This window comes from Bradyrhizobium betae, assembly GCF_050632175.1.
In the GTDB taxonomy this organism is placed as follows: Bacteria; Pseudomonadota; Alphaproteobacteria; order Rhizobiales; family Xanthobacteraceae; genus Bradyrhizobium; species Bradyrhizobium betae_B.
This window is the reverse complement of sequence record NZ_CP192576.1, coordinates 2,251,154-2,267,422: the sequence shown is the minus strand read 5'-3', so window position 1 is coordinate 2,267,422 and position 16,269 is coordinate 2,251,154. Positions and strand designations below refer to the sequence as shown.

Here is a 16,269-nt window from a genome sequence, read left to right as displayed (position 1 = left end):
ATGATCCGACGGACCGTGAACACCATCAGATGATGATATTCGCCAGAACCGCCCTTGCCATTGTCGGAGGTTATGTCGGAACCTCAGCGATCATCGCTGCCCTGTCGATGATCGCGGTGGCCATGGTCGGCATGGAGCGCAGCGAAGCCGCGACGCTCGGCTCCATGCTGGGATTCGTGATCTATCTCGGTGTCATGATCTGGTCGTTTGCCGAGCCGGGCCTGATCCGCGTCACGCTCTGGCTTGGCGCCGTGACCACGCTGAGCCTGACGCTGGTTTTCCTCCTCGATCATTTGGTGTCCTAGACCATGGAGGCGACGTTCCGCGCATCGATGAACTGGCTGCACACCTGGTCGGGCGTCGTGCTGGGGTCGCTGTTGTTCGCCATCTTCTGGATGGGAACATTGTCGGTCTTCGACAAGGAGATCGACCGCTGGATGATGCCGGCATCGCGCCTCGCGCTTCCGGCGGATTTCTCCTACGACACGATGCGGCCGGCCTATCAGGCCGCGCTGGCGGCAAAATCGCCCAGCGTGCTTCTGCTCGTCCCGAACGAACGCAATCCCGTCATCACGGCATTCTGGCGGGCCCCGGACGGCTCGTTCGCCCAGCACATGTTCGATCCGCGCAGCGGCGCGGAATTGCCGGATCAGGGCACGCTTGGCGCCAGTCGGTTCATCTATCCGTTTCACTATAGCCTGAACCTGAAGGTGCTGGGGCTCGGCTATTGGATCGTCGGCCTCTGCGGCATGATGATGATGACGCTGTGCGTCTCCGGCGTGGTGATCCACCGCAAGATATTCGCGGACTTCTTCACCTTCCGGCCCGAGCGCAAGATCCGGCGCGCCACGCTCGATCTGCACAACGTCGCCGGCGTGCTCGGTCTTCCCTTTCACGTCGTGATCAGCGTCTCCGGCCTCGTCATCCTGTTCTCGCTGTATTTTCCCAGCAGCATCTGGGCCGTCTATGGAAAGGATGCGCGCCTGTTCGGCCGCGAGGCCTACGGCTCCTATGTGCGGCCACCCGTCCGGCAGGCCGCGGACCTGGTCTCGTTCGACACGATCGTCGCAAAGGCGAGGTCGGTGTGGGGGCAGGGCGAGCCGAATTATCTCTATGTCTTCAATCCCGGCGATGCCGCGGCCTATGTCCAGGTGAACCGTGCCTCCGAGGACGTCGTCAGCAACATCTCTCATGTCGCCTATGTCGACGGGGTGACCGGCGAGATGCTCTCGGCCACAAGGCCCGAGAAGCCGGCCGCGGTCACCCAGCGCTTCATCGCCGGACTGCATTTCATCCAGTTCAGGCACTGGACGCTGCGCTGGTCGTATTTCCTGCTCGGGCTTGCGGGATGCGTGCTGATTGCCACCGGCCTGTTGTTCTGGGTCGAGTCCCGGCGCGAGCGGCATCGCAAGCTCGGTCGTTCCGGAGCCCGCGTTGTCGCGGCGGTCACGGTTGCGAGCGTGACCGGGCTGCTGATTGCGACGCTTTCTTTCATGGTCGTGAATCGTGCGCTGCCTCTCGGCGTTTCGGCTTTCGGCATCGGGCGCGGCATGATCGAGGCCATCGTCTTCCACCTGATCTGGCTGCTCACGCTGTGTCATGCATGGGGCGCCACAGGCCGGGCGTGGGTTGGTCAGTGCTGGACGATCTCCGCGCTGGCCCTGATGGCGGTGCTGCTCAACGCTCTTACCACCGGAGACCACCTGGCGAGATCCATCGCCTCCCCGCAGCTCTGGCCGGTCGCGGGCATCGATCTGACGCTGCTGATTGCCGCCGCCGTCTCCGCGTGGGCCGCACGTCGCCTTTCGCGCGGCGGGCGTGTCGGTGCGGCGTCCTTGCGGGAGAGCGCGCGATGATCGCGATGATGCTGCTCCTCGCCGGTTGGAGCCTGCTGGCGTGCAGCCAGCCCAAGCAGTTCAACCGCATCGTCCGGCACGGTCACCTCTCGACTTCCGGCAGGATCGCGGCGCGATCGCTGGGTGCGGTCCTGCTGTTGGCGGTGCTCGCCATGTTGGTGCGAAGCGAGGGACTGGCCTTTGGCGCGCTGCTTTGGGCCTGTCTGCTCAGCATCAGCGCGATGGCCGTTGCGCTGATGCTGGCGTGGCTGCCCGGATTTACGGCGTCGACCTAGATTCCGGGACCGGCAGGCGACATCGCACATAGGTTCGCTCGTCCGCGCGAAGCAGTGACAGCGATCCGCTGAGCGCGCGCACGCGCTCGTGCATCCCGGTCAGGCCCCGGCCGAAGACGTTGCCGGCGGGAAAGCCGCCGCCGTCATCGGCGATCTCGATGGTGAGTGCGCTGCCGGCAATGGTCGCCTGCACGTGGGCATGGCTTGCTCCGGCGTGGCGCAACACATTGGTCAACGCCTCCTGGATCAACCGATAGACGGTCTGCGCCAGCGGTCCGGCGATGCCGTCGAGATCAGGGGCGAACGTGGCCGTCAGGGCGACCTGCGGCGCCTGCCTGCGAAAGTTCTGGAGCAGCGTCTGCACGCTGCTCTCCAGCCCCAATTCCTCGATGTAGAGCGGGCGCAGCCGGTCGAGAATGCGGCGGTTGGTCTGTTGGAGCGCTTCGACCGAGCGCATCACCTCCTGGGTCGCATTGCCGAGATTTCCCGACGGTGGCGCGGTCTCGATCAGCGCGGTCGTGCCGGCGCGAATGCTGAACAGCAATGGCCCGAGCTCGTCGTGCAGCTCCCGGGCGAGATCGCGCCGCTCGTCGTCCTGGAGCGACACCAGGCGGTGCAGCAATTCGCGATTGTCCCGGCTCAATTGTGCGAGCGTTGCCGCCAGCGCATTGGCTTCCTCGCAGCTCTGCCGGATCTCCGGCGGCCCGGCCACCGGGATCGGCGTCGCGTAATCGCCGCGCCGGATGCGGGTGAGGCCTACACCGAGATTGTGCAGGGGACGCAGCGCCGATCCCGCGAAAAGATAGGAGATCGTTCCAGTCAGCACCATCAGCACGGCGATGAGGCTCGTCAGCGCCAGAAAGCCGATCCATTTCTCGAACAGGTCGGCCGACAGGTCGGGCACGAAGACGAGATCGCCGACGCGCCTGCCGTCAATGATGACCGGAGATGCTGCGTCCATGTCCGGAATGGCGATCAGGTCGACGAACCATTGCGGCACGCTATGCAGCCCACGCAGGCTGTCCTTCGGAGGAGGCGTAGAACCTGTTTCCGCTGGCCGGAATTGGATATCAGAGGATGTGCCCAAGGAATGGACAAAAGCGTCAAGCGCCTTTTGCGGATCGTTCGAAGCGCTCAAGGTATTGTTGAGCGCCCCGGCGATTGTCCGGGCCGAGCGTCGTCCCGGCTCATTCTCGTCGGCCAGCTGGCCGGTCGCGAAGGTCTGGAGCAGCACGCCGCTCATGGCCAACGCGGCGAGGAAGCTCAGGCCGAGCGGAAGAAACAGTTGAGTCCTGAAAGAGAGCCGTTGCCACATTAGGTCAATTCTAACGCGCATTGGCCGGATTTTCTCTTTCCATTTGTTCCCGCCGGTCTATGAGTCGAAAAACCAGAGAGCGCGAAATGCAAGATACCGCCAAGCCGGCGACCAAGGTTCTGATCGTCGACGACCATCCCGTGGTGCTGTCGGGTTGCCGTACCCTTTTCGCGTCCGACCAATCGATCCGGATCGACGAGGCGATCGACGCCAAATCCGGGCACCGTGCCTATATCAGCAAGCGGCCTGACGTTACCGTCATCGACATCAGCCTGCCCGATGTCTCCGGCTTCGAGCTGATGCGGCGGATACGCAAGGACGATCCCGAGGCCAAGATCATCATGTTCAGCATGAACGATGATCCGGCTTTTGTGGTGCGGGCGGTCGAACTGGGGGCGCAGGGCTATGTCTCCAAGGGCGACGATCCCCGGATCCTGCTCAAGGCGGTACGCAAGGTGGTCGCCGGCGACAATTTCATCTCGCCGCAACTCGCGGAGGCCGTGACCTTCTCCGGCGCCGCGATCAAGGCCAATCCGGCCTCGCAGATGACGCCGCGGGAGCTTGAAATTCTTCGCCTGCTCGGGCGAGGCGACAAGATCGTCGAGGTCGCCGAGGCGCTCGGCATCTCCTACAAGACGGTCGCCAACACCACATCCCTGCTCAAGCAGAAGTTAGGGGCCAAGAATCATTCCGATCTGATCCGGATCGCGGTGGAAATCGGGATGAACTGAGATCGCGGCGCCGCCCGGTCGCCGAACCGGCTGCTCCAGGATGCATCCGGTTCGGCGGGGCGGATCGGTATCGGCGCCAGCCGGGCAATGCATGGACACCGCCGACACCATCCTCGGGCACAATGGGGGCGGGTGATATTCGTTCCGGAACCTATCTTCGATTCGGGAAAAAGAAGCAAAAACGGGCTGGCGAACCGCCTCTATGCGCACCGGTGGACGATAGTGTGTCGGGAAAAGTAGGAATTTTTTCTTGCGCCCGTCGTTTTCGCCCTTGACGATGTCATGACAGGCGATGAAAGCTGGCGCGAACTGTTTTCGCGGGGCGTGACCCGCACAAGCCAAACTGGTCTGCACAAATCAATGACAGACCTTCCAAGAGAGGGGCTGCGGCATCACCGCAGCCCTTTTTCGTTGGAGGCAGGTGCGGACGGGAAGCGGTTTCCCGATGCCGCAAAACACTTTATGGTGGTCCAAAGCCTCTGGCTGTTGACTAGTAATTTCATAAAATCAAAGGCTTACCGATCTGGCTCAGGCCCGGCCGGCCTTTGGAGGGCAGTTTGACTCGTTATATCTCGACCCGGGGCGAGGCCCCCGAACTCGGTTTCTGCGACGTGATGCTGACCGGGCTTGCCCGCGATGGCGGCCTGTATGTGCCGGCCAGCTGGCCACAGCTCTCGGCCGACACCATCGCCGGCTTCTTTGGCCGCCCGTATTGGGAGGTCGCGGTCGATGTGATCCGCCCCTTCGCCGGCGGCGAGATTTCGGACGCCGAGCTCGGCCGCATGGCCAACGAGGCCTATGCCACCTTCCGCCACCCCGCGGTGGTGCCGCTGCGCCAGATGTCGCCGCACCAGTTCGTGCTGGAGCTGTTTCACGGTCCGACGCTCGCCTTCAAGGACGTCGCGATGCAGCTGATCTCGCGGCTGATGGACCACGTGCTCGCCAAGCGCGGCCAGCGTACGACCATCGTGGTCGCGACCTCAGGCGACACCGGCGGCGCTGCTGTCGATGCGTTTGCCGGGCTGGAGAACGTCGATCTCATCGTGCTGTTCCCGCACGGCCGCATCTCCGAGGTGCAGCGGCGCATGATGACGACGGCGGGCGCAACGAACGTCCATGCGCTCGCCATCGAAGGCAATTTCGACGACTGCCAGGCGCTCGTGAAAGGGATGTTCAACAACCATCGCTTCCGCGATGCGACCTCGCTCTCCGGCGTCAATTCCATCAACTGGGCACGCATCGTCGCGCAGGTCGTCTACTACTTCACCTCGGCCGTTGCCGTCGGTGCGCCGGCGCGCGCGGTGGATTTCGTCGTGCCGACGGGCAATTTCGGCGACATCTTCGCAGGCTATGTCGCAAAGCGCATGGGTCTTCCGATCCGCACCCTGCGCATCGCCGCCAACGTCAACGACATCCTGGCGCGGACGCTCAAGACCGGGATCTACGAGGTGCGCGAGGTGCACGCCACGGCGTCGCCGTCCATGGACATCCAGATTTCCTCAAATTTCGAACGGCTGATGTTCGAGGCCGGCCGGCGTGACGCCGCCGGAGTGCGCCGCCTGATGGATTCTCTGAAGCAGTCCGGACGGTTCGTGCTACCCGACGCGACGCTGGCCGCGATCCGCGAGGAGTTCGACGCAGGTCGCGCCGACGAGACCGAGACCGCGGCTGCGATCCGCGCCGCCTGGCGCGAGGCGGGCGAACTGGTCGATCCACATACGGCCGTCGCGCTCGCGGTCGCCGACCGCGACACCACGGACACGACGGTGCCCAGCATCGTGCTCTCGACGGCCCATCCGGCCAAATTCCCCGATGCGGTCGAGGCGGCCTGCGGTCAGCGGCCGCAATTGCCGGCCTGGCTCGACGGTCTCATGACCAAATCCGAACACATGAAGGTGATGAAGAACGAGCAGGGCGAGGTCGAGCGGTTCGTGCTGTCGGTCAGCCGCGCCGCGAAACAGGGAGTTGCCGGATGAGCGTCGAGATTTCCAAGCTTGCGTCCGGCCTGACCGTCGTCACCGACAAAATGCCCCATCTCGAGACCGCGGCGCTCGGCGTCTGGGCCGGCGTCGGCGGACGCGACGAGAAGCCGAACGAGCACGGCATCTCGCATCTGCTCGAACACATGGCGTTCAAGGGCACGACCAAGCGCTCCTCGCGCGAGATCGTCGAGGAGATCGAGGCGGTGGGCGGCGACCTCAATGCCGGCACCTCGACCGAAACCACGTCCTATTATGCGCGGGTGCTGAAGGCCGACGTGCCGCTTGCACTCGACGTGCTCGCCGACATCCTGGCCAATCCAGCCTTCGAGCCAGACGAGCTGGAGCGCGAGAAGAACGTCATCGTGCAGGAGATCGGTGCCGCGCAGGACACGCCCGACGACGTCGTGTTCGAACACCTCAACGAGCTCTGCTATCCCGACCAGCCGATGGGCCGCTCGCTGCTCGGCACCGCCAAGACCTTGGGTGCCTTCAACCGCGACATGCTGCGCGGCTATCTCTCGACACATTACCGCGGGCCCGACATGGTGGTGGCTGCGGCCGGCGCCGTCGATCACAAGCAGGTGGTCGCCGAGGTCGAGCGGCGGTTTGCGAGTTTCGAGGGGACGGCGGGGCCAAAGCCGCAATCTGCCATGTTCGGCAAGGGCGGCGCCAAGGTGGTGCATCGCGAGCTCGAGCAGGCGCATCTGACGCTGGCGCTGGAAGGCGTGCCGCAGAGCGATCTGTCGCTGTTCTCGCTCCAGGTCTTCACCAACATCCTCGGCGGCGGAATGTCGTCGCGGCTGTTCCAGGAGGTCCGCGAGAAGCGCGGCCTCTGCTACTCGATCTACAGTTTCCACGCGCCCTATAGCGACACCGGCTTCTTCGGCCTCTACACCGGCACCGATCCCGCCGACGCGCCGGAGATGATGGAGGTCGTGGTCGACATCATGAACGATTCGGTGGAGACGCTGACCGAGGCCGAGATCGCACGGGCCAAGGCGCAGATGAAGGCCGGCCTCCTGATGGCGCTGGAGAGCTGCTCGTCCCGCGCCGAGCAGCTTGCCCGCCATGTGCTGGCCTACGGCCGGCCGCAGACGGTGGAGGAGCTGGTGGCCCGGATCGACGCCGTCAGCGTCGAATCGACCCGGGACGCCGCGCGCGCACTGCTTTCGCGGAGCCGCCCTGCGGTTGTCGCATTAGGCAGTGGCAGGGGTCTGGACACGGCGGTGTCTTTTGCGGAAGGATTGACCCGGGCACGTGCCAAGGCGCGGCTGCATTAGGAGCCGCGCGCACGGGCTGATCTGCCCCGGGGAAGCATCACCATGGCCCTGTTTCGCCTGCCATCCAGTGGACCCGCCGCCCTCGCGCCGCGCGGTAACGGACTTCTGCTGCGCGCCCCGCAGATGTCGGACTTCCTGCAATGGGCGCATCTGCGCGAGTCCAGCCGTGATTATCTGACCCCCTGGGAGCCGATCTGGCCGTCGGACGACCTCACCCGGTCCGGCTTCCGCCGCCGTCTGCGCCGCTATTCCGAAGACATCGCCGCGGACCGCTCCTATCCCTTCCTGATCTTCCGCGAGCTCGACGGCGCCATGATCGGCGGCATCACGCTGGCCAATGTCCGCCGCGGCATCGTCCAGGCCGGCACCATCGGCTACTGGGTCGGCAAGCCCAATGCCCATCGCGGCTACATGACGGCGGCGCTCCGGGTGCTGCTGCCCACGCTGTTCGGCGAGCTCAATCTGCACCGGGTCGAGGCCGCCTGCATCCCCACCAATGCGCCATCGATCCGGGTGCTGGAGAAGTGCGGTTTCACCCGCGAGGGCTGGCGCGCCGCTATTTGTGCATCAACGGGGTCTGGCAGGATCATCTGTTGTTCGGCCTGCTGCACGAGGATTTCCGCGGCTGAGCCCGCTGTCCATCGGGCCAAAGTCTCCCGGGGGCTGCCTTATTTTACTTGCCTTGGGTTCGCCGATTTTGGCGATATAAACCGCTGGCCGGCCGGCGATCGGCCGGAGGATTGTCGCCGGAAGAATGTCATGGAGTACGGGCGTTGATGGTGAAGCAGCTTCGATCATTGCGGCATGTGCTGCGGCAGGGCCCGGTGATCGCACTGGCGTTCTCGGTGTCGCTTGCGACCGTCTCGCCGGCCTCGGCGCAGTCGCTGACCGACCGCTTCAAGGGTCTGTTTGGCGGCAAGTCCGACGAGCCGGCCCAGCCCAAGCCGGCACCTGCGCCCGGCCAGCCGGCCGATGACGACGTCGATTGCCCGCAGGTCACGGTGCGCGCCGGAGCCTCCACCTATGCGGTCGGAGCCGCGGGCAAGCCGGCCGTCGGTAACGAGGTCCGCTTCCAGGCCACCATCACCAAGATGGCGCGTGAATGCTTCCGCAGCGGCGGCGACATCACGGCCCGGGTCGGCATCCAGGGACGCGTCATCGCCGGTCCCGCCGGTGCGCCAGCGACGGTCGATGTGCCCTTGCGCATCGCCGTGGTGCAGGGCGGCGTCGGCGAGAAGGTGATCGCCTCGAAGGCCTATCGGACCACGGTCGAGATGGCGGAAGGCGGCAGCGTGCCCTTCACCTTCGTCGCCGAGGATCTGGCCTATCCGGTGCCTTCGGCCGCGATCGCGGATTCTTATATCTTCTATGTCGGCTTCGACCCGCAGGCGCTCGCGCCTGAGCCGAAGGCGCGAAAGAAGAAGTAGCTGTAGGGGCCGTGCCCCGGCTGTGCGGAGCAGCGCTGTACGCTGCACCGCGTCCGGGACACGAGAGCCGCGACCAACAAAAAAGCCGGCGCTCATCGCGCCGGCTTTTTGATGGGTGAGGCGTTCGTCCTCAGTTCAGCTTCTGCCGGACTTCGGTGATGCCCTTCGCGAGCAGATCGTCGGCGACCTGACCCTTGACCGACTGCGACAGGATCGTGGAAGCGGCCTGGATGGCGGCGTCGGCGGCCGCGGCCCGGACATCGGCCAGCGCCTGGGCCTCCGCGAGGGCGATCTTGCTCTCCGCGGTCTTGGTTCTGCGGGCGACGAAGTCTTCCATCTTCGCCTTGGCATCAGTCGCGATGCGCTCGGCTTCGGACCTGGCGTTGGCAATGATGTCGGCAGCTTCGCGTTCGGCCGACGCGGTGCGTGCCTTGTAGTCGGCGAGCACCTTGGCCGCCTCCTGCTTGAGGCGCATCGCGTCGTCCAGTTCGGCCTTGATGCGGTCGGCGCGATGGTCGAGCGCAGTCATCGCTTTCTTGAAGACGCCGAGATAGCCGAACAGGACCATCAGGATCACGAAGGCGATGGCGACCCAGGTTTCAGGATCGAAGAACATATCGACTAACCCTTCAAGGACGCGTCAACGGCGGCATTGACCGACGCTGCATCCGGAACGACGCCCGTGAGTTGCTGCACGATCTGGCCTGCCGAATCGGCAGCGATCGCGCGGACATTGCTCATGGCGCTGGCGCGGGTCGACGCGATGGTCTTCTCCGCCCCAGCGAGCTTGGCCGCCAGCTGTTCTTCCAGCGCCTTGCGCTCGGCGTCCGCCTGCGCATTCGCCTTGTCGCGGGATTCATTGCCGATCGCCTGCGCACGCGCGCGCGCCGAAGCGAGCTCGTTTTCGTAGGCCTTCAGCGCCGCTTCGGACTGATCCTTCAGCTTCTGCGCTTCGGCGAGGTCGCCCTCGATCTTGTTCTGACGCGCCTCGATCGCACCGCCGACCTTCGGCAGAGCGAGCTTGGACACGACCACGTAAAGCACGACGAAGAAGACCGCGAGCGACACCAGCTGCGAAGCATAGGTGCTGCTCTCGAATGGCGGAAAGCCGCCACCGTGGTGACCACCGTCAGCCTCGGTATGGGCGCCCGCCGCTGGACCCTTCGCCCCGCCATGACTCTCAGCCATGGAGTACTCCTGTTGCTGTCAGCCGCGCCGCTTCGGTCGAAGCGGCGCGAAGAACGTCGTCCTCAGAGCGGAACGAACAGCAGCAGCAGCGCGATCAGCAGCGAGAAAATGCCGAGCGCTTCGGTCACGGCGAAGCCGAAGATCAGGTTGCCGAACTGGCCCTGAGCGGCCGAGGGGTTGCGAACGGCCGCGGCGAGGTAGTTGCCGAAGATCACGCCGACGCCGACGCCCGCGCCGCCCATGCCGATGCATGCGATGCCCGCGCCGATAAGTTTTGCTGCTGCCGGATCCATTTTAGACTCCTTGGAAGAAAGATTGGGTTTTGGGTGGAAATTCCCCGGACTGCTCAGTGTCCCGGATGAATGGCGTCGTTGAGGTAGATACAGGTCAGGATCGCAAACACGTAGGCTTGCAGGAAGGCGACCAGAATCTCGAGGGCGTACAGCGCGACCGTGAGCGCGAGCGGCAGGACGCCGCCGACCCAGCCGAGGGCGCCGAGCGAGAAGCCGAGCATGGCGACGAAGCCCGCGAACACCTTCAGCGCGATGTGGCCGGCCAGCATGTTGGCGAACAGACGGACGCTGTGGGAGACCGGCCGCAGGAAGAACGACAGGACCTCGATGAACATCACCAGCGGCAGGATGTAGCCGGGGACGCCGTGAGGCACGAAGATCGAGAAGAATTTCATGCCGTTCTTGGCAACGCCGTAGATCAGGACGGTGAAGAAGACCAGGAGCGCCAGGGCCGCCGTCACGATCAGATGGCTCGAAATCGTGAAGGTGTACGGAATGATGCCGATCAGGTTCGAGACGCAGATGAACATGAACAGCGAGAAGATCAGCGGGAAGAACTTCATGCCTTCCGAGCCGGCGGTCGAGCGGATGGTCGAGGCCACGAACTCGTAGGAGATCTCGGCGACCGACTGCAGGCGTCCCGGAACCAGCTGGGTGCCGCTCGCCAGCATCAGGAGCGAGATGATCGCCACGGCGATCAGCATGTAGAGCGATGAATTGGTAAAGGCGATCGTATGATTGCCGATATGGCCCAGGGTGAAGAGAGGCTCGATGTTGAACTGGTGGATCGGGTCGATTTTCATCAGCGCGGCATCTCTTGGTCTGCCGGGCAATGCCGGCGGGTCTCGGTCTCCGGCCGGGCCGGCCCGTACCGGCGAGGCCGGTACGATCATTCCTCTCCTGTGCGGATCGCTTAAGAACCACCGCGCCTGTTTTGACCCGCGCCTGCCGTTCTCACCACATTCACCACGCCGGCCACGAAGCCCAGCAGCAGGAACACGATAAACCCGAAAGGCGACGTCGACAGCAAGCGGTCGAACCCCCAGCCAATCCCCGCTCCGACAACGACCCCGGCGACCAACTCGGAGGATAACCGGAACCCAAGCGCCATCGCCGAAGCTCTGGCCGCTCTGTCTCCATCGTCACCTGCGGGTTGCTCGGTCTTGACGTGGCGGTCGCGAAGTTCGGACAACCGCTGGTCAAGATTTCCGAGCCGTTCGGAAAGCGCAGCTTCCTCGGACGATCTATCGCGATCTCCATTCCCGCCGTGTCCCGTGCCCTGTGTCATGCAACGAAGACCCGAAACGCCACGGCTGAATGGAAATTACGCCCGCCACCCTCAAAAGCCGCGCGGACCATACTGATGGCCCATAATCAAGTCAAGCCAAGTCACGATTGCGTCGCCTTCTCTTATGTGACTGATTTTCTTGAGGATATTGCTATGTGTGGCAGCGCTGCACACAGCGTGACGCCGCACCGCAGCAGCTCTTCCCACGATCGGCGAGGGTCGTCGCTATTTTGCCGCGCTGCCGGGATCAAAGCGGCCGCGGCGATCGTTGATTCAAGCTACGCGTTTTTGGCGGCGGTTGGCCTCGCCCGGGTGTAGAATTGGGGATGTGCCACCCGCGCGTCGTGGCGGAGAGTGCGATGAGACCTGCAACATCGTCCACAGTATCATGGCTTGCGGCAGCCGCGCTTGCCGCGTTGATGGCAACCAGCGGCGGTCTCGTCGCCGCGCAATCGGCCCCCGATAGCGACAACGGCCGCTACAGCATGACGCCCATCCCCGAAGGCGTGCTGCGGCTCGACACCCGCACAGGCACGGTGTCGACCTGTACCAGGAGCGGCGCCGGCTGGGCCTGCTATGCCGTGCCAGACGAGCGTACCGCGCTCGACGCCGAGATCGGACGGCTCCAGACCGAGGTGGAGAAGTTGAAAGGGCAACTCGCGGCGGGACCGACCGTGTCCGGCAAGGTCGATGAGGCGCTACCGAAATCCGACCCGCTGAAGAAGGCTGAACCGAACGTCGCCGAGGGCGATCGCAAGATCGAGATTCCGCTGCCGAGCGACCAGGACGTCGATCGCGTGATGTCGTTCCTGGAAAAGGCCTGGCGCCGGCTGATCGACATGGCCAATCGCGTGCAGAAGGACGTGTCGGGAAAGATTTGAGAGCTCGAATGAGACCCGAGAAACACCTGACGCGCTCGGCGCCGTCGACTGTGCAGGCCACCACCATCGCATCGTCCCTGCTCACCGTGCAGACACCGGGTCGTGGCTTCACCGATCTCACCAGCGAGTCCACAAAATTCATCCAGGACGTTCACGCGCGCGACGGCGCGCTGACGCTGTTCATCCGTCACACCTCGGCTTCACTGACGATCCAGGAGAACGCCGATCCGTCCGTGCTCGTCGATCTCACCACGGCGCTGTCACGGCTCGCGCCGGAGAATGCCGGCTGGACGCACGACACCGAAGGACCGGACGACATGCCGGGCCACGTCAAGACCATGCTGACGGGGACCTCGCTTCAGATCCCGGTGCTGCATGGCAAGCTTGGACTCGGGACATGGCAGGCGATCTATTTGATCGAGCACCGCATGCGCCCGCACCGGCGCGAGGTGGTGCTGCAGTTCATCGGCAGCAATCAGTAATGTTTCTCTGTTGCCCAAAACGAAACCGGCCGCGGAGACCGCGGCCGGTTGGGTTGTCGATCGTTGCTGTCGATCAGGTCGCCTTGATGTCGACGTCCTTGGTCTCGGGCAGCAGGAAGAAGCCGATCACGACCGTGATGGACGCGAAGATGACCGGATACCAGAGACCCGCGTAGATATCGCCGGTGGAGGCCACGATGGCGAAGGCGGTCGCGGGCAAGAGGCCGCCGAACCAGCCGTTGCCGATGTGGTAGGGCAGCGACATCGAGGTGTAGCGGATGCGGGTCGGGAACAGTTCGACCAGCATCGCGGCGATCGGGCCGTAAACCATGGTGACGAAGAGCACCAGGACGAACAGCAGTCCGACGACCGCCGCCACCTGCGGACGGAAGATGTCGAACGGGTGCGACATCTTCACGATGCCGGCGTCGCCGGCCTTCGGATAGCCGGCGGCCTGCACGGCGGCCAGCACTGCCGGGTTGCCGTCCTTGGCGTTGGCGTAGGCGACTTCCTTGTCATTGACCATCACCTTGACGCCCGAGCCCGCTGCGCCTGACTTGGTCGAGTATTTGACCGACGATTGGGCGAGGAAGGCGCGTGCGGTGTCGCAAGGCGCAGTGAACACGCGGGTGCCGACCGGGTTGAACAGGTCGCCGCAGACCGCGGGATCCGCCACCACCTCGACCTTGACCGACTCGATCGCCTTTTCAAGCGCCGGGTTGGCGTTGGTGGTGATCATCTTGAAGATCGGGAAGAAGGTCAGCGCCGCAATCAGGCAGCCGCCGAGGATGATCGGCTTGCGGCCGATCTTGTCGGAGAGCATGCCGAACACGATGAAGAAGCCGGTGCCGAGCAGCAGCGACCATGCGATCAGGAGGTTGGCGGTATAGCCGTCGACCTTCAGGATCGATTGCAGGAAGAACAGCGCGTAGAACTGGCCGGTGTACCAGACCACGCCCTGGCCCATCACGCCGCCGAGCAGCGCGAGCAGCACAAGCTTGCCGTTCTGCCAGTTGCCGAAGGCTTCCGTCAGCGGGGCCTTCGAGCTCTTCCCCTCGTCCTTCATCTTCTGGAAGATCGGCGATTCGTTCAGCCGCAGCCGGATCCAGACCGAGACGCCGAGCAGCAGCACCGAGACCAGGAACGGAATGCGCCAGCCCCAGGCCGCGAACTCGGTTTCGCCGAGCGCGCTGCGGGTGAACAGGATCACCAGCAGCGACAGGAACAGGCCGAGCGTGGCGGTCGTCTGAATGAAGGAGGTGTAATAGCCGCGCTTGCCGTTCGGCGCGTGCTCCGCGACGTAAGTCGCCGCACCGCCGTATTCACCGCCGAGCGCCAGGCCCTGGGCGAGGCGCAGCGCGATCAGGATGATCGGAGCCGCGATGCCGATCGTTGCCGCGTTGGGCAGCAGGCCGACGATGAAGGTCGACAGACCCATGATCAGGATGGTGACGAGGAAGGTGTATTTGCGGCCGACGATGTCGCCGACACGGCCGAAAACGATCGCGCCGAACGGGCGGACCAGGAAGCCGGCAGCAAAGGCCAGCAGCGCGAAGATGTCGCGGGTCGCCGGCGGATAGGCCGAGAAGAACTGCGCGCCGATGATGCCGGCCAGCGAACCGTAGAGATAGAAGTCGTACCACTCGAAGACGGTACCGAGCGAGGAGGCGAGAATGACGAACCGTTCGTCCTTCGTCATACCTCCCGCGCGTGTTTCAGACACTGCAATTGTCGACATATTGAGTCGCTCCCCGAAAGATCGTTTCCTCGCGCCCCAGATGTCCGGGCGTGCCGGATCAACCTGGGTCTTGACCGCAAAGTAACATCGGCGTGAAACCCTCCCCAATACGACTTTCGGCCTTGCGCACTGACGCGCACCTGAACGTGTGGTATCGGGCGCTGGCGCTGATTCCGAAGGCTGGGGATTAACCCCTTTGCTGCAAAGGGATAATGTGTACTTGCATGCCACGGCCGGTCAGGGAAGAATTGACACACCGCGGCAGCGACTCGCCGGCTGGTCGCGAACCACAGCAAGAGAACGATGAACGCTCCTTCGACCCATCTCGTCATTGCCGATGATCATCCCCTGTTCCGTGACGCATTGCGGCAGGCGGTGGCGGGCGTCCTGACCTCGGCCAGGATCGATGAGGCCGGATCGTTCGAGGATCTGACCAAGCTGCTGGAACAAACATCCGACGTCGATCTGATCCTGCTCGACCTCTCGATGCCCGGCATCTCCGGCTTTTCCGGCCTGATCTATCTGCGTGCGCAATATCCTGCGATCCCGGTGGTGATCGTCTCTGCTTCCGACGACGGCGCCACGATCCGTCGCTCGCTCGACTTCGGCGCCTCCGGCTTCATTCCCAAGCGCTACGGCGTCGAGACGCTGCGCGACGCCATTCTCAAGGTGATGGACGGTGACGTCTGGGTTCCCGCCGACATCGACCTCACGGCAGCTGCCGACCCTGATATGACCCGCCTGCGCGACCGCCTGGTCACGCTGACGCCGCAGCAGGTGCGGGTCCTGATGATGCTGTCGGAGGGTCTCCTCAACAAGCAGATCGCCTACGAGCTCGGTGTCTCCGAGGCCACCATCAAGGCGCACGTCTCCGCGATCCTGCAAAAGCTCGGCGTCGAGAGCCGGACGCAAGCCGTGATCGCCGCCGCGAAGATCGCCGGCGGCCAATGGAAGCAGGGCACCCCGACGGGGTGAGAAGCCATTCGCATTGTCTACGGTGATCGTTCTTGCCGTGGTTATCGTCGTCATTCTGCTGACCTGCGTGCCGTATCTGGCCACGATCGTCTCGGCGCAGACGCCGGCCGAAAGCACCGCCGCCAACGCCTCGCCGATCTTCGGCGTCGCGATTCCCGCGGGCTACAAGCAATGGGAGCTGATCGCACCGTCGGAGGAGGCCCCGCCGCTCGACGAGCTTCGCGCCATCGTCGGCAACCAGACCGCAATCGATGCCTACCAGGCTGGAAAACTTCCGTTCCCGGATGGCACCATTCTGGTCAAGCGCGCCTGGAAGCGGAAGCAATCACCGGAATTTGCGTCCGCGACGATCCCCGGTGCTGCTACGACGGTCCAGGTGATGGTCAAGGATTCCAAGAAATACGCCTCCACCGGGGGCTGGGGCTTTGGCCGCTTTATCAACGGCAAGCCGGTCAACGAAGCACAGCACCGTACCTGCTGGGGCTGTCACGAAGCCCGCGCCAAGAGCCATGATTTCGTTTTCACCCGGTTGGCGCCCTGAGAGTATGCGGAGATCGG

General features: G+C 64.2%; 19 protein-coding genes and 1 pseudogene. 13 read left to right on the top strand and 7 right to left on the bottom strand.

The features are described 5' to 3' along the window. Window positions 1–29: 29 nt before the first annotated feature. From ACQ86E_RS11080 to ACQ86E_RS11070, 3 genes are read left to right on the top strand one after another with little or no spacing between them, the layout of a single operon-like run. A complete protein-coding gene (locus tag ACQ86E_RS11080) occupies window positions 30–305 on the top strand; it encodes a hypothetical protein (protein ID WP_431205417.1) in 276 nt (91 codons plus the stop codon). Window positions 306–308: 3 nt separating this feature from the next. After that, window positions 309–1,856 (top strand): PepSY-associated TM helix domain-containing protein, encoded by a 1,548-nt coding sequence (locus ACQ86E_RS11075; RefSeq protein ID WP_431205416.1) that lies wholly within the window; start codon window positions 309–311, stop codon window positions 1,854–1,856. Next, window positions 1,853–2,131, top strand: a complete 279-nt coding sequence (locus ACQ86E_RS11070; protein WP_431205415.1) for a DUF3325 family protein — start codon at window positions 1,853–1,855, stop codon at window positions 2,129–2,131. The genes ACQ86E_RS11075 and ACQ86E_RS11070 overlap by 4 nt, the downstream gene beginning before the upstream one ends. Here ACQ86E_RS11070 and ACQ86E_RS11065 read toward each other — a convergent pair. Continuing rightward, entirely contained in the window at window positions 2,115–3,446 is a 1,332-nt protein-coding gene (locus tag ACQ86E_RS11065; protein WP_431205414.1) for a histidine kinase, read from the bottom strand. The two genes, ACQ86E_RS11070 and ACQ86E_RS11065, sit on opposite strands and share 17 nt — an antisense overlap. A gap of 86 nt (window positions 3,447–3,532) precedes the next feature. Between ACQ86E_RS11065 and ACQ86E_RS11060 the strand changes: the two genes are divergently transcribed. The 5 genes and pseudogenes from ACQ86E_RS11060 (at window position 3,533) to ACQ86E_RS11040 (ending at window position 8,866) form a co-directional block, all read left to right on the top strand. Next, complete coding sequence (locus tag ACQ86E_RS11060) at window positions 3,533–4,177, top strand: response regulator transcription factor (protein ID WP_431205413.1); 645 nt, start codon at window positions 3,533–3,535, stop codon at window positions 4,175–4,177. A gap of 557 nt (window positions 4,178–4,734) precedes the next feature. After that, window positions 4,735–6,153 carry a threonine synthase gene (thrC, locus tag ACQ86E_RS11055; RefSeq protein ID WP_431205412.1) on the top strand — a complete coding sequence of 473 codons (1,419 nt, stop codon included), beginning with the start codon at window positions 4,735–4,737 and terminating at the stop codon, window positions 6,151–6,153. Continuing rightward, entirely contained in the window at window positions 6,150–7,439 is a 1,290-nt protein-coding gene (locus ACQ86E_RS11050; protein ID WP_431205411.1) for a M16 family metallopeptidase, read from the top strand. Before thrC ends, ACQ86E_RS11050 begins: the two co-directional genes overlap by 4 nt. 42 nt (window positions 7,440–7,481) lie before the next feature. After that, window positions 7,482–8,068, top strand: a pseudogene (locus ACQ86E_RS11045) (GNAT family N-acetyltransferase). Between the two features lie 147 nt (window positions 8,069–8,215). Beyond that, a complete protein-coding gene (locus tag ACQ86E_RS11040; protein WP_431205410.1) occupies window positions 8,216–8,866 on the top strand; it encodes a hypothetical protein in 651 nt (216 codons plus the stop codon). A 130-nt stretch (window positions 8,867–8,996) separates the two neighbouring features. On the opposite strand, the gene ACQ86E_RS11035 is transcribed toward ACQ86E_RS11040, so the two are convergent. From ACQ86E_RS11035 to ACQ86E_RS11015, 5 genes are all read right to left on the bottom strand, one after another. Beyond that, a complete protein-coding gene (locus tag ACQ86E_RS11035; RefSeq protein WP_431205409.1) occupies window positions 8,997–9,482 on the bottom strand; it encodes an ATP F0F1 synthase subunit B in 486 nt (161 codons plus the stop codon). 5 nt (window positions 9,483–9,487) lie between these two features. Further along, complete coding sequence (locus tag ACQ86E_RS11030) at window positions 9,488–10,054, bottom strand: F0F1 ATP synthase subunit B' (RefSeq protein ID WP_431205408.1); 567 nt, start codon at window positions 10,052–10,054, stop codon at window positions 9,488–9,490. Window positions 10,055–10,116: 62 nt separating this feature from the next. Further along, window positions 10,117–10,347 carry a F0F1 ATP synthase subunit C gene (locus ACQ86E_RS11025; protein ID WP_007599451.1) on the bottom strand — a complete coding sequence of 77 codons (231 nt, stop codon included), beginning with the start codon at window positions 10,345–10,347 and terminating at the stop codon, window positions 10,117–10,119. Between the two features lie 53 nt (window positions 10,348–10,400). Beyond that, window positions 10,401–11,150 (bottom strand): F0F1 ATP synthase subunit A, encoded by a 750-nt coding sequence (locus ACQ86E_RS11020; protein ID WP_431205407.1) that lies wholly within the window; start codon window positions 11,148–11,150, stop codon window positions 10,401–10,403. A gap of 110 nt (window positions 11,151–11,260) precedes the next feature. Then, entirely contained in the window at window positions 11,261–11,635 is a 375-nt protein-coding gene (locus ACQ86E_RS11015) for an AtpZ/AtpI family protein (RefSeq protein WP_431205406.1), read from the bottom strand. Here ACQ86E_RS11015 and ACQ86E_RS11010 point away from each other — a divergent pair. The 3 genes from ACQ86E_RS11010 to ACQ86E_RS11000 are packed head-to-tail and all read left to right on the top strand — an operon-like array spanning window position 11,516 to window position 12,998. Beyond that, complete coding sequence (locus ACQ86E_RS11010) at window positions 11,516–11,953, top strand: hypothetical protein (protein ID WP_431206663.1); 438 nt, start codon at window positions 11,516–11,518, stop codon at window positions 11,951–11,953. The genes ACQ86E_RS11015 and ACQ86E_RS11010 overlap by 120 nt on opposite strands. Before the next feature lie 41 nt (window positions 11,954–11,994). Next, entirely contained in the window at window positions 11,995–12,516 is a 522-nt protein-coding gene (locus ACQ86E_RS11005; RefSeq protein ID WP_431205405.1) for a hypothetical protein, read from the top strand. A gap of 8 nt (window positions 12,517–12,524) precedes the next feature. Continuing rightward, the gene (locus ACQ86E_RS11000; RefSeq protein WP_431205404.1) at window positions 12,525–12,998 is read left to right on the top strand and encodes a secondary thiamine-phosphate synthase enzyme YjbQ; all 474 of its coding nucleotides are present in this window, start codon (window positions 12,525–12,527) and stop codon (window positions 12,996–12,998) included. Window positions 12,999–13,071: 73 nt separating this feature from the next. On the opposite strand, the gene ACQ86E_RS10995 is transcribed toward ACQ86E_RS11000, so the two are convergent. Continuing rightward, the gene (locus ACQ86E_RS10995) at window positions 13,072–14,697 is read right to left on the bottom strand and encodes an MFS transporter (RefSeq protein WP_431205403.1); all 1,626 of its coding nucleotides are present in this window, start codon (window positions 14,695–14,697) and stop codon (window positions 13,072–13,074) included. A 342-nt stretch (window positions 14,698–15,039) separates the two neighbouring features. Between ACQ86E_RS10995 and ACQ86E_RS10990 the strand changes: the two genes are divergently transcribed. Both ACQ86E_RS10990 and ACQ86E_RS10985 read left to right on the top strand, forming a co-directional pair. Further along, entirely contained in the window at window positions 15,040–15,711 is a 672-nt protein-coding gene (locus ACQ86E_RS10990; RefSeq protein ID WP_431205402.1) for a response regulator, read from the top strand. 22 nt (window positions 15,712–15,733) lie between these two features. Further along, complete coding sequence (locus tag ACQ86E_RS10985) at window positions 15,734–16,252, top strand: cytochrome P460 family protein (protein WP_431206445.1); 519 nt, start codon at window positions 15,734–15,736, stop codon at window positions 16,250–16,252. The last annotated feature ends 17 nt before the right edge of the window (window positions 16,253–16,269 follow it).